We start from the raw sequence: 15,879 nt of genomic DNA on the forward strand, positions 1-15,879 counted from the left end.
CTACTGCTGCGTGGTAAGCAGCAAACCTTTCTGGTACAACGCCGTACTCTTTTGGTGGTCTCCCAGTTGCGCTACCAAGGCCGCCAGTTCAGCATAGGCAACCGGACTTTCCTGCAAACTTAAACTGGTCTCAAAATAGCTTCTTGCTTTACCCCAAAGTTCGCAACGATTAGCTATACGTGCCAACGCCATGAGTAGGTCAGCATCTTTGGGGTGGTCGCTAAGCCAGCGCTCGGCCTGTGCCAATTGATCGACACCCTGCGACAACGTCAATTGACCATACAATTTTATCAACTCGGTATTCCAGTTTTTTTTCAGCGACTGGCGCAACATCAATTCGGCTTTGTCGTGCTTGTCCTGTTGCAATAAAATCACACAATACTGAGCAATAAGGGTTTGCGATGTTTTTAAGTGCCGCGGTAATTTTTGCCACAGGGAAGCTAACCGCTGCTCCCTCTGGGCGGGTGAACCCAATTTATTTTCACCCTGTAGAAGAGCGCAATAAGCATTCACTTCCAACCCAGAAAATTGTTCTTGGCTATATTGCTTGCTGGCTTTCAACCGTGGCAATAGCTCGATTAATGCATCCCAGTTATTTAATTGCGCATACACCTTCTGCAACAACGCCAGTACCACCGGATGCGAAGGCGCCAGCGAAAAGGCTTTCTGTAAGGTAGCTAAGCTAGCGTCTAGATTATCCGTCGACATATCTAGGCGCGCGCGGCTCAACAAAACTGCAAGCTCATTTTCCGGTGCGCTTTTTTCTGCCATCTCCAACAATTGCTGCGCTTCCGCTGTATTGCCCAATGCATTTGCAGCATGAGCAGCCGCCAATAAATGCACAAGGGGTTGCTCACTCTGTTTGGCCACGCTGAGTAAATCTTTTTTGGCAGCCCGCCAATCCCCTTCGATATAACGCAAAAGACCGCGATTAGCTTTACGTATAAACTGTTGGCTACGACGCTTAGAAAATACCGTTAAACCCACGCCAAACGAACGCAATAGCTGAACACCAAACCGGTAACATCCGTAAATTAGGAACAACCCCAAAGGCAATGCAACGAGCCAGAAGCTGGCCTCCACTGTTGTATTGCCTACGCTAATCAAAATATAGCCGGAGTCCTGACGAACCAGTTCAATGGCAAGGGAGCCACCCACCAAAATCAATAGGCTCAGGGCACCGACATACAGAATGCGGTTCATGGCTGGGAGCCTCCAGCTGCAGGCGTTGCCCCTTTAAGATTATGCAGCTCTTCAATATAAGTATGCAGTAGCTCAAGGGACGGTGAGATGTCCGGGAGCTGCGCTACAATCGTTTTATCCGACAACGCCTTTAGCTGTGCGCGAAAATTATCGGCGGCGGTAGAGGCTGGTAAAAATTTGCTGATGTAGCTTTCTGCCTGCAACAAGCTCTGGGAATAAATTTGTGGCTGCTCTCGCAACAACGCCAACTGCGCGCGCTCGAGTAACAACTGAATATTATGCTGCAAATAGTGCGTTGCATCGGGTGCCAATAGCGCACGCGCCTCAACACTGTGGTCGCGCACACGTATGTATTCACTCAAACCTTCGGTAAACCCGGAGAAGCTGGAACGCACCTTCGCTAACCAACCCGACTCTGCCTCAACTGCCTCAACGTTTGCACCTGCTCCGGGCTCCGCTTGCTGCCGCAGAGCACTATCTTCACTATTGATCATAACTTGCTGCCGTGTCGGTTGCAGCGGCAACGCTTCGATATGATTAACCAGCCCATCGATGGCGAGGTAGATTCCTTCCACATCAATTTTTTGTACTAAGCGCAATGCTGCCAAGTCATTATTGATGGCTTTGCGCAACGGGTATAAATCCGGATCAGCTAGGTCGCGCATGATTGCGTCGGCTTCCGTTAACAGGGCTTCAGCCCCCTCTGCACTGCGCTCTATTAACACACGCTGATTAGCCAGCTTCAGTAAATACTCGGCTTCCGCTAACAGCCAGTCTTCGCGAGTAACCGTAGACATCGCCAATAGCCGCTTATTCTGTGCAATAACACGCTGCTCAAGGATTTGCAGGCGCTCGTTAGCGCGCTCACCGCTGGCTTTAGCCGCCGCTAAAGATTCCCCAAGAGCCTGATTAATGGCAATAAGCTGTTGCGCCTGCTGACTTAATTGGCTTTCCAGTATTTTAACTTGGGCATATTTTTCGGTATCGCCCTTAATGTATTGATCTCCCTGCCACGCCAACCAAACCACAACGAAGATTGTCACTAGCATTAACAGAGCAAGCAATAAACCAAACCAGGGAAAGCCACGCTTGGACCTTATTGTGGGCTGTGATTCAGTTGGGGCTTCGGCCACTTTTCTGCTTTCGTGTGCTGACCTGTGCTCGACGGCATTGTCGCTAGCATCGGTAGCACTTGCATCAACCACTTCCGCTGTTGCCGCTTCGGTTGATTCCACCTCTGTCCCAGATGCGTTTTCAGCATCATTGGGAATAACGTTTTGATCAGTTTTCCCCCCGACGCCTTCATCATCCAGCTGCTCAGGAACTTGCGTTTTGTCCGTCATTCATAAGTCTCTGTAAAGTCTCTAACATTTGGAGTTCGCTGGCATTTTGTGAAGTAAGGATACGACTAAAACCCGCTTCGCGAGCGCACTCGGCTACACGCTCACCGGGCACAAGAATAGCCAAGCGTAACAATTCGGCCTTTTTATCCATGCTAACAGCGGCCGCCACCGTAAGTAAATTATTCAACGTCTCACCGCTGAATACCGAGATGATATCGGTACGTGAATCAAATTTTTGCTGCGCCAGTTGCGCCAACGCCAATTCGGGAATTTCTCTTAGGTACAACTCACAAAATTCAACCTGCGCACCGCGAGCATTTAGGGCTTCACCCAACAGAGGTCGACCCCCCACTCCGCGACAAATCAATATTTTTTTATGCGTAACGTCCTGCAATAGCGAGTGTTGTAACAACCCCTCGGTATTCATCGTCAATGCTGTCGAACTAACCTGTTCAGGCGAAAGTTCCAACGCTTGCTGTAAAGTCTGGGCTGTTTTTTTTCCGACAGCAAAATACTCAATACCCAACGGTAGCTGTGGCCAGTACTGATCCAACCACTCGCGGGTATGCAGCACCGCATTTTGACTAACAAATATAACCTTGTCGTAAAGATCAAAATCCAATATTTTTTGACGAACAGCATTTTGCTGCTGAGCGTCCACAACCGGCACTAACGCCAACATCGGCATGGATAAAACCGAAAAGCCCGATGACGCCAGTAATGCACACCAATCGTGATTTTGGGTACCGGGCCGCGTGGCCATTACACGATAATGAAGTGGCTTAACGGCCAACAGAATTACCGTAGACGTTTTTTAGAATTTTATCGGCGCCTGCCGCCAGCAATTCCTGGGCTAGGTGTTCACCCATTTGCTCACCGGCATCGACGCTGCCTTTTACTTCGCGATAAATTGTTTTGCTGCCATCGGGCTCGGCCACCAAGCCCCGCAACCACAACCCTCCATCCTTGTGGATAGCGTAGCTGCCGATAGGTACCTGACAACCACCTTCCAATGCACGAACCATCGCACGCTCAGCCATAACGGCCTGTGCCGTTAGCCGATGATGCAAAGGCTGCAGCAGCGCTAAAACATTTGTGTCGCCGGTGCGACACTCAATACCGACAGCGCCCTGCCCACCGGCAGGTAGCAGGTTTTCCGGTGCAAGGCAGGAAGCGATACGGTCATCAAAACCCAATCGTTTTAATCCTGCTGCGGCAAGCAGTATGGCGTCGAACTCACCTGCATCGAGTTTCGCCAAGCGGGTATTAACGTTACCACGCAGAAACGTTACCTCCAGATCGGGGCGCATTGCCAACAACTGACTTTGGCGGCGCAGGCTTGAAGTGCCAATAATCGCACCCGGAGGTATAGATTCAAGCGTTAAGTACTTACCCGAAACCAGCGCATCGCGCGGATCTTCACGTTCACATATAACCGCAAGCCCAAGGCCGTCGGGGAAATCCATGGGTACGTCTTTCATCGAGTGCACGGCAATATCAGCTTCATCTTCTAGTAATGCGTGCTCCAGCTCCTTCACAAACAAACCTTTGCCGCCCACCTTTGCCAGTGGCACATCGAGGATTTTGTCGCCACGGCTAGTCATGGGCACCAACTCCACGACCAACTGAGGGTGATACTTTATTAATTCCGCTTTTACATATTCGGCCTGCCAGAGTGCAAGCGCGCTTTTTCGGGTGGCTATACGAAGGGTTTGGGTCACGACGACAATCCTCTCTGAATTCGCCATCATAATACCAGACGGAGGTGGCTTCAGAGCCAATGAGATACGATTTACAGCCGCGAAAGAAGCTCGCGAACATTTGACACATGGCGCCGGCTAACCGTTGGCCGATAGTCGGTAGATTTAAGCCGCAATTCAAATTGTCCACTACCGGTACGCTCTAATGCTTCAATCTCTTTTATAGCCACCAATGCATTGCGGTGTACCCGAAGAAACAAAGCTGGAAACTCTTGTTCCAACTCTTTAAGGGTGTCGTCGATGAGCGTTTCGCCCGTGGCATGCTTTACCGTCACATATTTTTGATCAGCAATAAAGCACTGCACCCCCGCAATAGCGATCAGCTCCACACCCTTGCGGGTTTTTGCTGCAATATTTTGGCGCTGACCATCGGGTACTTTTTCGGCTGTAGCGGCATTTCTTTGAACTTTATTCACCTTTTGCGCTTTCTCCAGCGCATCCAGCAGCTGCTGTTCCTGCACGGGCTTAAGCAGGTAGCCCACAGCCAAAGTTTTGAACGCCTCCAGTGCGTACTCATCGTATGCTGTACAGAAAATCACGGCCGGCGGCTCGGGCATTGCCGAAATTTTCCCCGCGGCTTCCAGGCCATCCTCCCCCGGCATGCGCACATCTAGCAACACTATATCTGGATCAAATTTGTCGATGGCGGCAACGGCTTCTATGCCGTTGGCGGCTTCACCAACAACCTCATAACCGTCGAATCTTTCGATCATGCGTATCAAACGCTGACGCGCGAGAGGTTCATCGTCAACAATTAACATATGCATGGGGATCTCTCCTGAGGCCTAATTTTGTAAGGTTTGATTAGGAAAGCTTAGCACGGCAATAAACTCGCCTGCGTCGCTGTTTGTTACCAGTGTTCCATTACTACCGTAGTAGGCCACCAACCGGTGGCGAATGTTATCCAAGGCTATGCCATTACCACCGGCTTCTGGCTTATCTAGCTGTTGTGTTTTATCTTCATTTTCACCAACCGGGTTACGAATAGATACCACCGCCTGCTTTTCCCCCAGCACAATGTTCACCGTTATCATGCCACCGCACGGCATGGGCTGAATACCGTGATAGATCGCATTTTCAAACAACGGCTGCAGCAGAAAGCTAGGGATTTGCCAGTGGTCAAAACGCTCGTCTGCGGGGTCAAGCCCGCCCCCAGATTCCGCCGAAAACGTCCACTCCATGCGCATACGCTCGCCAAGGCGCATCTGCTCAATATCCATGTAATAACGGCACAAATCAATTTCCTTGCGCAGAGGAATCAAGCCTGGCTCACTGAGGCTTGCTCGAAATAGCTGCGCCAGCTCTACCACCACGCGCTCAGCCGTATCTTGGTCCACCGCGATTAAGCTCGCTATTGTATTCATACTGTTGAATAAAAAATGTGGCCGAATACGCGACTGCAACGCCTGCAGGCGAGAGGCCATTTCCGCCCGTTGCTGGTTGCGTAATTGCTGCTGTAAATACAGGTACCGTAAACCGACGCCCGCCAGCACAGCAGCAACCATCAAGTTGCCAATTAACACCTGGCCTATACCGTAAAAATTTCCCTGACCAATCCAATGCGTAAGAAATGAAAAAACAAAGGTGCAAAACAGTACCAGACTGTAGCTGCCCAAGCCTGCCACCATCGGGTGGACCTGATTCAGATAACGACGCAACAGACACAAACTGCCGGCACTGGTTAGCACTACCCACTGAGCCAGTATGGACACCATGCCAAACCTCGCCCAATCAAAATGATCGAAGCTGTAGGCTGCGATCATAAACGCACCAACAAACAGTTCGGCGATCAAAATAAGGGCGAGCACTGCCTGGGGGCCACAAAGATCCGGCAAAAAGTCGCCGTCGTTGCTTAAGCTTGGGGAAAGGTCTGTATTATCAGTCAAGGGCACCTCGAGTAAAGTCCTTCTAAATCGCTTTTATCAAACCTGCTGGAGCTCGGGTATAATGCGCCGTCTGAGTGCAGGCTAGGCCTGCTCCATCAATATGAGTATTACAGGATTTAACTAACTATGAGCCAAGAAGACAACTCTGTAAAACCCTGGGGGGGCCGATTCAGCGAAGCAACCGATGCCTTTGTCGAACGTTTCACAGCGTCCGTTGATTTCGACCAGCGGCTTTACCATCACGACATTAACGGCTCAATCGCTCACGCGACTATGCTCGCCTCCGTGGGCGTGCTAACAAACGAAGAAACATCCTCCATTATCGATGGCCTGGAAACTATCCGCAGCGACATAGAGCAGGGTAATTTTAACTGGCTGGTAAGCTTGGAAGATGTGCACATGAACATCGAAGCCGAGCTAACCAAACGTATTGGTACCACCGGTAAAAAACTGCACACAGGGCGCTCGCGCAACGATCAAGTTGCCACTGATATCCGCCTTTACCTGCGCGACGAAATAGATGCTGTGGCCAAAGAGCTTACGCGCCTGCAGCAGGGCCTGCTGACCATTGCCGAACGCGAAGCAAATACCATTATGCCGGGGTTCACCCACCTACAAACGGCACAGCCGGTTACTTTCGGGCACCATTTACTGGCTTGGTATGAAATGCTTAATCGTGACTACAGTCGATTAATGGACTGCCGTAAGCGCTCAAACCAATCACCCCTGGGTGCCGCCGCACTGGCGGGAACAACTTACCCGATCGACCGAGAACAAACATCTCAGCTGCTGGGCTTCAGCCAACCAACCCGCAACTCACTCGACTCCGTAAGCGATCGTGACTTTGCCATTGAGTTTACGGCCTTCGCCGCATTACTGATGACCCACCTATCTCGCGCCAGCGAAGAACTAGTGCTCTGGACATCGGCGCAGTTTAACTTTATCCACTTGCCCGACCGCTTTTGCACCGGCTCGTCAATCATGCCACAGAAGAAAAACCCGGACGTGCCCGAACTGGTGCGCGGTAAAACTGGGCGTGTAAACGGCCACTTAGTCAGCCTGCTGACACTAATGAAGTCACAACCACTGGCCTACAACAAGGATAACCAAGAAGATAAAGAGCCACTGTTCGATACTATCGACACGGTTAAAGATTGTCTTCGCGCCTTCGCCGATATGATTCCTGCATTAGAAGCCAATAGAGAATCTATGTACGAAGCGGCAAAACGTGGATTTTCCACCGCAACCGATCTCGCCGATTACCTAGTACGCAAGGGCATTCCCTTCCGCGACTCCCACGAAGTGGTCGGCAAGTCCGTTGCCTACGGCATAGAGCAAGGCAAGGACCTTTCCGAAATGTCGCTGCAGGAGCTTCAACAATTCTCCAGTATCATCGACAACGACGTGTTTGATGTATTAACGCTAGAAGGCTCAGTCTCGGCCCGCAACCATATTGGTGGCACTGCACCTCAACAGGTATTAAATGCCGTTAAAGTGGCTAAAACCGACATTAACTCTCGCTAACCGCACACAAAAAAGGCGAGCACAGAGCTCGCCTTTTTTGAATCTAATCTTGGTGCGTAATCGCTTTACAGGTCATCAATATCGTAATCGACAATTACAGGCAAGTGACTGGAGAACTTCCGGGTTTTATAAAGCGCGGCATATTCGACCTTTTTCGACAGAGAATCAGAGATCGCCTGACAATCCGTTCGCCAGCCATCACCTTCACCTACGTTACCGCTTGGCCACCAGGAGTATTCACCAGCCTCTGGAACCGCCAAACGAAAAGCATCGGCGTAGCCCAACTGCCTGAATAACTGATCCATCCATTGCTGTTCGTGAGCAAGAAACCCCGGCTGACTGGTATTCTGCTGCCAGTTTTCTACATCTTTTTTGGTGTGGGCCATCGCCCAGTTACCACAAAAAATATAGTGCCTACGCTTGCGAGTGATTTTATGTAGCAACGCCTGAAAGTCATCGAAAAACTTAATTTTCACCTCCTGAGATTCTGCTGCAGAAAAAGCGCTGGGCGCCAGCAGAGAACCGATAGAATAGCGCTCGAAATCCACCTGCAAATAGCGGCCTTCCATATCGACACCACTGGAAAACCCCAAACCGTAGATCAATGCTTTCGGCTGATGACGGCTGTAAATGGCAACACCGTTGTAGTGCTTAATACCAGAATCGAAAAAATAGGCGAAGTAACCCTCGGGATGGAAAATAGCGTCGTCCAACTCGTACTCTAAGGCACGAATATCCTGCAAGCAGATGATGTCCGCATCCTGCTCGTCTATCCAGTCATATAAACCTCTTTGTGCCGCTTGATGAAGACCATCAACGCACAGACTGATCACTCTCATACCAACCCCTTAATAACGGTTGGATATGATACAGATAGTTGTAATTCATTGTCATTAATTATCACAAAATTCATCTGGTATTCAGTATTAGAGTTTTATTATTTATGCCTGACTAACATTGCATAGCAAGCCAAGTACACTAATGTAAATTTGTCCGTAAGAGGGTGTTTTTCTTATAATAGACGGATATCGGCCGCTTAGAAGGCTTCTCGTTGCTTTGGCATAGCATAGAGAAACAGCAAAACCCGTCTTTAAGCGGGTTTAGACTAGGTAAAACAGTGTCCTAAGCCTGAAAAAAACCTTTCAACCTATTCCCGGAGAGAGAATGAAACCCTACCAAAAAGAATTTATCGAAATGGCAATTGCCAGTGAGGCGCTAAAATTTGGTGAGTTCACTCTTAAGTCAGGTCGTAAGAGCCCGTATTTTTTTAATGCTGGCTGTTTTCAGTCCGGGTCAGATATCGCCCGCCTCGGCCGGGCCTACGCCCAGGCTATGATCGATGCCGATCTTACTTTCGATATGCTGTTCGGGCCGGCCTATAAGGGTATTCCGCTCGCTACAGCCACCGCCATCGCGCTGGCCGACAATCACCATCGGGATATACCTTGGTGCTACAACCGCAAAGAGGCAAAGAATCACGGAGAAGGAGGAATGATGGTTGGCGCGCCACTATGCGGCCGTGTCGCTGTGATTGACGACGTCATCACAGCAGGTACTGCGGTAAGAGAGGTATTGTCCATTATCGACTCTGCAGGCGCCCAACCCGCGGCAATAGTGATTGGCCTAAACCGCCAGGAGAAAGGCCAGGGTCAGCGTTCCGCCATCGACGAACTACAACAGTCCACTGGTGTACCTGTAGTCAGCATTATCGACTTAAGCGACATAATGACCTATCTTGACGCCAAGGGCGATAAAACCACACTATCCAGTGTTACCGAATATCGCAATCAATACGGTACCCCATGATCAAACCAAACCTACACCGAACCCGCTTTACGCTAGGCCGCCTACTCTCGACGGTGGCCACCGCTTTGCTATTAGCCGCTTTCTGCGCAAACGCCCTAAGTCAGCACGTTTACTACCGCTATATAAACGAAGACGGGGTTAAAGTGCTGGATCACTCTATTCCACCGGAATACGCCCAGACCGGCTATGAGGTGCTTAACGCCTCCGGCCAAGTGGTTAAAGTAGTACCCCCGGCGCCGTCGGCAGATGAAATTGCACGCAACGCCATAGAGCGCGAAATTCAGGAGCGTTATGCGCGCCTTAAACGCCGCTATTCATCGACCGACGACATTGAATCAGCTAAGCAACGCCGCCTGCGCAACATTAGCACCAACATCTCCATACTTAATGGAAACATCAACACCCTCAGCGCTCAAATCGAAGGCATTACCAGCAAGGCGGCGGATTTTGAACGAAGAGGAGAAAAAGTACCCAAGAAAATACTGGATGACCTAGCAGCCGTGCGCGTAGAACTAACCATTGCAGAAGAGCTATTGCAAATCCGAAACACGGAGCATCAGGAGGTTATCAGTAAGTTTGACCAAGATATTCTGGCGTTTGCCAAAGGTGAAGCCATGGAAAAAATCTCTGCGGCAAAAATTCAGTAGCCGTAAACTTGAGCAGACCTAAAACCTGTTAGCTTATTTGTGCCTCAGTGGCGAATATACCATGAATCATATGAGGCCACTGTTGCGCCCACCCCTCGGTGGGCAAACGCTTGAACTCGCTGCGAACATAGGCAGACATTTTCCCGTCAAGTAGCGCTAGCATTAAACTGGACGTATCGAAAATGGACATGCCAAAATGCAAACCCTCCTTCAATTCGGCCTCTCGAAAAATTTGACGCACTTGCGTTTCCAAACGCTCGAACAACTGCACAACGCGCAAGCGTAAACGATCCGTTTCACCGGCCAGCGCATCGCCCGTCAGTATTCGAGTAATACCCGGATTTCGTTCAGAAAAAGCCAAGACCAAATGAAGAATTTTTTCTAGGCGCAGTAAAGCATCGGAGCTTTCTGCATTGATAATACTGATACGGGAAAAGAGCGTTTCTTCAATAAATTCAATCAGTCCTTCATACATTTTTGACTTGCTTGGGAAGTGCCGATAAAGCGCCGCTTCTGACACACCCACTTCCTTAGCCAAAGCCGCCGTTGTTATGCGCGCACCGGGCTTTACTTCCAGCATATGAGCGAGAGCTTCTAATATTTGTTGCCGTCGCGGCTTTTTATTATTTGTACTCATGTTGTCAATTCATGAACTCTCTTGAATCGCACCACCTGATACAGGTAACGCGCCATGCAGGTGCATTGTGTTGTTGCTCAGTATGGAAACAATCCCGTTTCACTACCTATAAGTTAACCAAGCAAAAAATAATCCCGAATGTGAAGCCCAAATGCAATCCCCTCTAACAACACAAGAGCGTAGTCCAAAAAGCACTCAGAAAACACAAAGTTTGCGCCTCCGCGCAAATATTGAGGCGCAACGACAGAAACCATCTAATCCTAGCCGGTCGCTCCTAGAGCTTCAACAAGAGATTGGCCGTAAGCGTGATTTATTTAGCGATGTTGATCCGTAATCAGGGTTCCCACCCCAGAATCTGTAAAAATTTCCAACAATACAGCGTGCGCCACTCGACCATCCACGATATGGGCACTTGCGACACCCGATTTCACCGCATCCAGTGCACAGCGAATTTTTGGCAGCATTCCACCATAAATAGTGCCGTCAGCTATAAGCTCATCCACCTTCTCAGTCGTTAAGCCAGTTAATGTGTCTCCCTGCTTATCCTGCAAGCCGGCCACATTTGTCAGCAACATTAATTTTTCCGCTTGCATTATTTCCGCAACCTTGCCTGCAACCAGATCGGCATTAATGTTATAGGAGGCTCCATCTTCGCCCACGCCGATGGGTGCTATCACGGGAATAAAGTCACTTCCAACCAACAAGTCAATAACACTACGATTAATTGTTTTTACTTCGCCAACATGGCCAATATCAATAATTTCAGGCGCATTAATATTTGCCTGCTCTTCAGCACTCAACTGGCGATTAAGCATCAGTTTTTTCGCTCGAATCAAATTGCCATCTTTTCCTGTAATGCCAATCGCCTGACCACCTGCTCCATTTATTAAGCTAACAATTTGTTTATTGACCGTCGCACCTAAAACCATTTCCACAACGTCCATTGTCTGACTATCAGTAACACGCATACCCTGAACAAACTCGGACTGAATGTTGAGTTTTTTCAGCAATTCACCAATTTGCGGGCCACCGCCGTGAACTACGATCGGGTTCATGCCTACCAACTTCATCAAAACAATATCACGAGCAAAACTTCGCTGCAGTGTCTCGTCAGTCATGGCATTACCGCCATATTTAACAACGACGGTTTTGCCCGTAAACTTTTGGATATAGGGTAGCGCCTCTGTTAAAACTTCGGCAACTTTGGCTGGACTATTCTCAGATCTGTTTTTTTGTACAGGGTTATTACTATTATTACTTTGCATTACGGCTAGCTGTTCCAATCAAAAGAGAGCGAGCTGTCAATAATTTTCAGCTCTTTAACAAAAAGTGATTTCAACTGATGAAGCGCATTATCATCGTCAGCCTCAAAACGCAGGGTTAAATGTGCCGATGTATTGGACGCACGCACCAACCCCCAACCGTTGGAATAATCAACCCTAATTCCGTCAATCGTTGTAATTTTACCTCCACCAAATTCGCCTTTTTCAATCAATGCTTTTACGACTTCAAACTTCCTTTCTTCCGGTACTTCCACACGAATTTCCGGCGTAGCGGGCGATTCAGGGAATTCCGCGAACAACTCATCCAAGGTTTGGCCCTGCAAGCTGAGTATTTCAATCAAACGAGCGGCTGCATAGAGCCCATCATCAAAGCCGTACCATCGATCTTTAATGAAGATGTGCCCAGAGTATTCACCACCGACCAGTGCACCCGTTTCCGCCATTTTGGCCTTCATTGGCGAATGCCCAGTCTTCCACATAATCGGTCGCCCCCCGACTTCGGAGATGCAATTATTCAAATGCCGGGTGCTCTTTACATCAAACACCACATCTGCTCCGGGATTACGGGAAACAATATCTTTGGCGAACAGCATCAACAGCCGGTCCGGCCAAATAATTTTTCCTGAAGAGGTAACCACGACAATGCGATCACCATCACCGTCAAGCGCAACACCGAGATCCGCATTCATTTCCTTTACTTTTTCAATCAGCGGCTGGAGATTTTTCTCTACGGTAGGATCAGGCTCATGGTTCGGAAACTTACCATCGAGGTCACAAAAAAGCGGCGTTACCCGGCAACCCAACTCCTCAAACAAACGAGGCGCCACCAATCCAGCGACCGCATTTGCCGCATCGATAACAATGGAGACATCTCCTGCCAGAGCGACATCGGAGAAAATCGCATCAATGTAGCTGGGGGTAATATCTATTCGACTTTCTTCGCCTGCACCCTGATAAACATCGTTCGACAGCATGCGTGAACGGATAGATTTAATATCTTGCTCGGAGCGGCACTTGCCGTCCATCACCACTTTAAAACCATTTTGATCGGCGGGGTTGTGACTTGCCGTAACCATAACGCCACTAGAACTTTGCTCCAGTGTTTCGGTAGCGAAATACATTAAAGGCGTTGGCACTGTGCCAATATTCACTACATGGCACCCACTGTTGAGAATGCCACGAATTAGATATTCGGTTAATTTAGGGCTATGGGTTCGAGCATCTCTTGCGACAAGCAGCGTGTCTTCGCCAACATCCAAAGCCTCACTCCCAAGCGCTGCGCCCAACCTCAAAGCGAAGTCTTCATTGATCTGACTACCGTATTTTCCGCGAATGTCATACGCACGGAATACAACATCGGGAATACTGATATCGGCTACTGCAGGCTCTTCTTTGGATTTATTTGTGGATGGCTTGTGCTTAGAGGCTTTCTTCTCTTCCTCTAAACCTAGAAGCTGTTCGTCTCCAAGAGTGATGTCAACGTCGAGAATATTCGTTTTTCTCGAGTGAAGCGTAGACAACTCTTCATCGGCTACCTTTGCTGCCACGGCAGTAATAGTGCCCCAAGCGCCCTTGGCACCGCTTTCGCGCACCTTAACAACTTTTTCGCCCACACGAGAACCCAACCACAACGCTGCCGCCATCAAAACGAGGGAGAGCACAGCTAGGCCAAAGAGAATAAAGGGGATATTAACGCGCGCCTGTTCCGATAATCGAAAACTGGGAGAAAACTTAACATCCCAAGGCGTGCCCCCCACTTTATATTCGCTGGACCCTCCGACGGTATCGCCCCGGTAGTGAGCAACCAGCGTCGGCTTTCCTTTGCCAAAATATTGAGTCAACTCAACATGACCCATACCAATATTATTTTGCTCTAGAGCGGCAGACAGTCCATCGACCGAAAGGCTCACCATCATAGTGCCAGCAACCGGTGCAGTTTCAGTAGCCGGCACAGGCACAACAATAGTTATAAGCCGCTCTTTACCTTGAATCAAAGCTTCGACTCTGGTTGGCTTTCTGTTTTCGGCGAAACGAATAAGTTCTAACTCTGAAAAACGAACAGGAGGAAAAATTTTGTCGTTAAGCACTGCCTTTCCCGGCAGGAAAAAACGCACGCTTTCGACATGCTCGAGCTGGCTGCGCAACAGGCTCGAAAAATCCTCCAGCTGTGCTGCATCATTTTTCCGCAAAGCCGTTTCCAATATAGGCTTACTAGCAAACTGGCCGATGGCACGACTAATTGTTTGCAAGTAGACCTCAACATTCTGCGCGGTGAGCTGTGCCCTTTGCAGAGAAAGCTCACTTAAGCGCGTAGACTGCTTATCTAACACCTGGATCCGATGCACTTCACGCACAAGAAGACCACTAATCAAACCTGCGAGCAATATCGCTACAATACGGCTTATTGCTACCGGTGAAATTCGGCTCTTTTTTGGTTTTTCTTCGCTAACCTGTACTGCGTTCGGCAGTCGATCCGGATCAGAAAATTTTTCAAAATTATCAGCCACTGACCGTTCCTTGTTTCTTGACTTATCATTTAGTTTTTATCATTGGATGGCAAATGCTTAGCTACCCAATTAACAATATTGCGAGCAATCTGCTGCTTGCTTTGCTTCTCAAAAACCGCTTGCTCACCGTTTTTTGAGAATATTTTTACGGCATTGTCGTCGCTGTTGAAACCAATATCAGCGCGCGCAACATCGTTAGCAACAATGGCATCTAACTGCTTATGTTCCAGTTTACTCAGAGCGAACGGCTCCACGTTCTGCGTTTCCGCAGCAAACCCCATCACAAAGCGCTCACCCGCCATTTGTGCCACACTCGCCACTATGTCGGGGTTTTTAATTAGCTCCAACACCAAGCAATCGTCGCCGCCCTTTTTGATTTTCTGCTGACGAAACTCTTTCGGGCGATAGTCGGCAACGGCTGCAGCCGCAATCACCACGTCAGCCGATTCAGCTTGCGCCATTACAGTTTCATACATTTGCAACGCGCTTTCCACAGCTATTCGCTCAACGTGTGGAGGGGGTAACATGGAGACCGGCCCAGATACCAACACCACACGCGCCCCCGCATCAACAGCCGCCTGTGCGAGCGCGTAACCCATTTTACCTGAACTGCGATTGCTCAAAAAGCGTACTGGGTCCAACGCTTCGATCGTTGGGCCCGCGGTAATTACCACTTTTTTCCCTGCCAGCGCCCCAGTTTCAAACTGTGCCGCAACCGCCGTAACCAGTAATTCAACCTCAAGCATACGACCAGGGCCAACATCGCCACAAGCTTGCTCACCTTCCGCCGGCCCCAATAGTTTAGCCCCACGCTCTCGCAATAGCCGACAGTTTTTTTGTGTAGCTGCGTTTAACCACATCCCCTGGTTCATCGCTGGAGCCAGTATTAACGGAGCTTTGGTGGCTAGCGCCAAAGTGCTAAGCAGATCAGATGCTTCGCCATTAGCTAGCCGCGAAAGCGTGTTAGCTGTAGCTGGAGCCACCAGCAACAGGTCAGCCCACCGAGCCAATTCAATATGCCCCATACCGGCCTCGGCATCAGCATCAAGCAATGAGTAGTACACAGGGTTGCCCGACAGCGCATGCAACGTGAGGGGCGTGACAAACTCTCGCGCTGCATCGGTCATAACCACGCGCACATTGGCCCCCAAAACTTTAAACCTGCGCACAAGTTCGGCGCACTTATAAGCCGCAATTCCACCAGAAATGCCCAGCAATAGATTTTTGTGGGTGAGCGAATAAAGTGATTCAGGTTGGCTGTTAGATGTCATGTGGCGGCTCGG

General features: G+C 49.4%; 14 protein-coding genes. 3 read left to right on the forward strand and 11 right to left on the reverse strand.

The annotated features are described in order from the left end of the window. Genes H5336_RS09300 through H5336_RS09325 form a run of 6 tightly spaced genes read right to left on the reverse strand, consistent with a single transcriptional unit; the run spans window position 1 to window position 6,192 of the window. Complete coding sequence (locus H5336_RS09300; protein ID WP_185233527.1) at window positions 1-1,203, reverse strand: heme biosynthesis HemY N-terminal domain-containing protein; 1,203 nt, start codon at window positions 1,201-1,203, stop codon at window positions 1-3. Further along, window positions 1,200-2,546 carry a uroporphyrinogen-III C-methyltransferase gene (locus tag H5336_RS09305; RefSeq protein ID WP_185233529.1) on the reverse strand — a complete coding sequence of 449 codons (1,347 nt, stop codon included), beginning with the start codon at window positions 2,544-2,546 and terminating at the stop codon, window positions 1,200-1,202. Before H5336_RS09305 ends, H5336_RS09300 begins: the two co-directional genes overlap by 4 nt. Next, the gene (locus H5336_RS09310) at window positions 2,521-3,339 is read right to left on the reverse strand and encodes a uroporphyrinogen-III synthase (RefSeq protein WP_246439065.1); all 819 of its coding nucleotides are present in this window, start codon (window positions 3,337-3,339) and stop codon (window positions 2,521-2,523) included. Before H5336_RS09310 ends, H5336_RS09305 begins: the two co-directional genes overlap by 26 nt. Then, window positions 3,329-4,297: a hydroxymethylbilane synthase gene (gene hemC / locus H5336_RS09315; protein WP_221628013.1), complete on the reverse strand. Its 969-nt coding sequence runs from the start codon at window positions 4,295-4,297 to the stop codon at window positions 3,329-3,331. The genes H5336_RS09310 and hemC overlap by 11 nt, the downstream gene beginning before the upstream one ends. Window positions 4,298-4,338: 41 nt before the next feature. Next, complete coding sequence (locus H5336_RS09320; protein ID WP_185233532.1) at window positions 4,339-5,073, reverse strand: LytR/AlgR family response regulator transcription factor; 735 nt, start codon at window positions 5,071-5,073, stop codon at window positions 4,339-4,341. Window positions 5,074-5,091: 18 nt separating this feature from the next. Next, window positions 5,092-6,192, reverse strand: a complete 1,101-nt coding sequence (locus H5336_RS09325) for a sensor histidine kinase (RefSeq protein WP_246439066.1) — start codon at window positions 6,190-6,192, stop codon at window positions 5,092-5,094. Window positions 6,193-6,318: 126 nt separating this feature from the next. Here H5336_RS09325 and argH point away from each other — a divergent pair, with 126 nt between their 5' ends. Next, window positions 6,319-7,716: an argininosuccinate lyase gene (gene argH / locus H5336_RS09330; protein WP_185233533.1), complete on the forward strand. Its 1,398-nt coding sequence runs from the start codon at window positions 6,319-6,321 to the stop codon at window positions 7,714-7,716. A gap of 65 nt (window positions 7,717-7,781) precedes the next feature. Here the strand turns inward: argH and H5336_RS09335 are convergent, their stop codons facing one another. After that, entirely contained in the window at window positions 7,782-8,555 is a 774-nt protein-coding gene (locus tag H5336_RS09335) for an exodeoxyribonuclease III (RefSeq protein ID WP_185233534.1), read from the reverse strand. Window positions 8,556-8,880: 325 nt separating this feature from the next. Between H5336_RS09335 and pyrE the strand changes: the two genes are divergently transcribed. Then, on the forward strand, window positions 8,881-9,522 hold the full coding sequence (gene pyrE / locus H5336_RS09340; RefSeq protein WP_185233535.1) for an orotate phosphoribosyltransferase: 642 nt from the start codon (window positions 8,881-8,883) through the stop codon (window positions 9,520-9,522). After that, window positions 9,519-10,169 (forward strand): hypothetical protein, encoded by a 651-nt coding sequence (locus H5336_RS09345; protein ID WP_185233536.1) that lies wholly within the window; start codon window positions 9,519-9,521, stop codon window positions 10,167-10,169. Before pyrE ends, H5336_RS09345 begins: the two co-directional genes overlap by 4 nt. A gap of 28 nt (window positions 10,170-10,197) precedes the next feature. Here H5336_RS09345 and slmA read toward each other — a convergent pair whose 3' ends face one another. The 4 genes from slmA to coaBC all read right to left on the reverse strand — a co-directional run bounded on the left by slmA (window position 10,198) and on the right by coaBC (window position 15,867). Further along, window positions 10,198-10,806 carry a nucleoid occlusion factor SlmA gene (gene slmA, locus H5336_RS09350; RefSeq protein ID WP_185233537.1) on the reverse strand — a complete coding sequence of 203 codons (609 nt, stop codon included), beginning with the start codon at window positions 10,804-10,806 and terminating at the stop codon, window positions 10,198-10,200. Window positions 10,807-11,120: 314 nt separating this feature from the next. Continuing rightward, a complete protein-coding gene (gene argB / locus H5336_RS09355; RefSeq protein WP_185233548.1) occupies window positions 11,121-12,071 on the reverse strand; it encodes an acetylglutamate kinase in 951 nt (316 codons plus the stop codon). A gap of 5 nt (window positions 12,072-12,076) precedes the next feature. After that, window positions 12,077-14,596: a phosphomannomutase/phosphoglucomutase gene (locus H5336_RS09360; protein WP_185233550.1), complete on the reverse strand. Its 2,520-nt coding sequence runs from the start codon at window positions 14,594-14,596 to the stop codon at window positions 12,077-12,079. A gap of 29 nt (window positions 14,597-14,625) precedes the next feature. Next, window positions 14,626-15,867, reverse strand: coding sequence for a bifunctional phosphopantothenoylcysteine decarboxylase/phosphopantothenate--cysteine ligase CoaBC (coaBC, locus tag H5336_RS09365; RefSeq protein WP_185233551.1), 1,242 nt, complete (start codon window positions 15,865-15,867; stop codon window positions 14,626-14,628). Between the last annotated feature and the right edge of the window lie 12 nt (window positions 15,868-15,879).

Source organism: Teredinibacter franksiae (assembly GCF_014218805.1).
GTDB lineage: Bacteria > Pseudomonadota > Gammaproteobacteria > Pseudomonadales > Cellvibrionaceae > Teredinibacter > Teredinibacter franksiae.

Coding starts and splice junctions, on each gene's coding strand:
- H5336_RS09300 (WP_185233527.1), bottom strand. CDS start 1,203: ATGAACCGCATTCTGTATGTCGGTGCCCTGAGCCTATTGATTTTGGTG.
- H5336_RS09305 (WP_185233529.1), bottom strand. CDS start 2,546: ATGACGGACAAAACGCAAGTTCCTGAGCAGCTGGATGATGAAGGCGTC.
- hemC (WP_221628013.1), bottom strand. CDS start 4,297: ATGATGGCGAATTCAGAGAGGATTGTCGTCGTGACCCAAACCCTTCGT.
- H5336_RS09320 (WP_185233532.1), bottom strand. CDS start 5,073: ATGCATATGTTAATTGTTGACGATGAACCTCTCGCGCGTCAGCGTTTG.
- argH (WP_185233533.1), top strand. CDS start 6,319: ATGAGCCAAGAAGACAACTCTGTAAAACCCTGGGGGGGCCGATTCAGC.
- H5336_RS09335 (WP_185233534.1), bottom strand. CDS start 8,555: ATGAGAGTGATCAGTCTGTGCGTTGATGGTCTTCATCAAGCGGCACAA.
- pyrE (WP_185233535.1), top strand. CDS start 8,881: ATGAAACCCTACCAAAAAGAATTTATCGAAATGGCAATTGCCAGTGAG.
- H5336_RS09345 (WP_185233536.1), top strand. CDS start 9,519: ATGATCAAACCAAACCTACACCGAACCCGCTTTACGCTAGGCCGCCTA.
- slmA (WP_185233537.1), bottom strand. CDS start 10,806: ATGAGTACAAATAATAAAAAGCCGCGACGGCAACAAATATTAGAAGCT.
- argB (WP_185233548.1), bottom strand. CDS start 12,071: ATGCAAAGTAATAATAGTAATAACCCTGTACAAAAAAACAGATCTGAG.
- coaBC (WP_185233551.1), bottom strand. CDS start 15,867: ATGACATCTAACAGCCAACCTGAATCACTTTATTCGCTCACCCACAAA.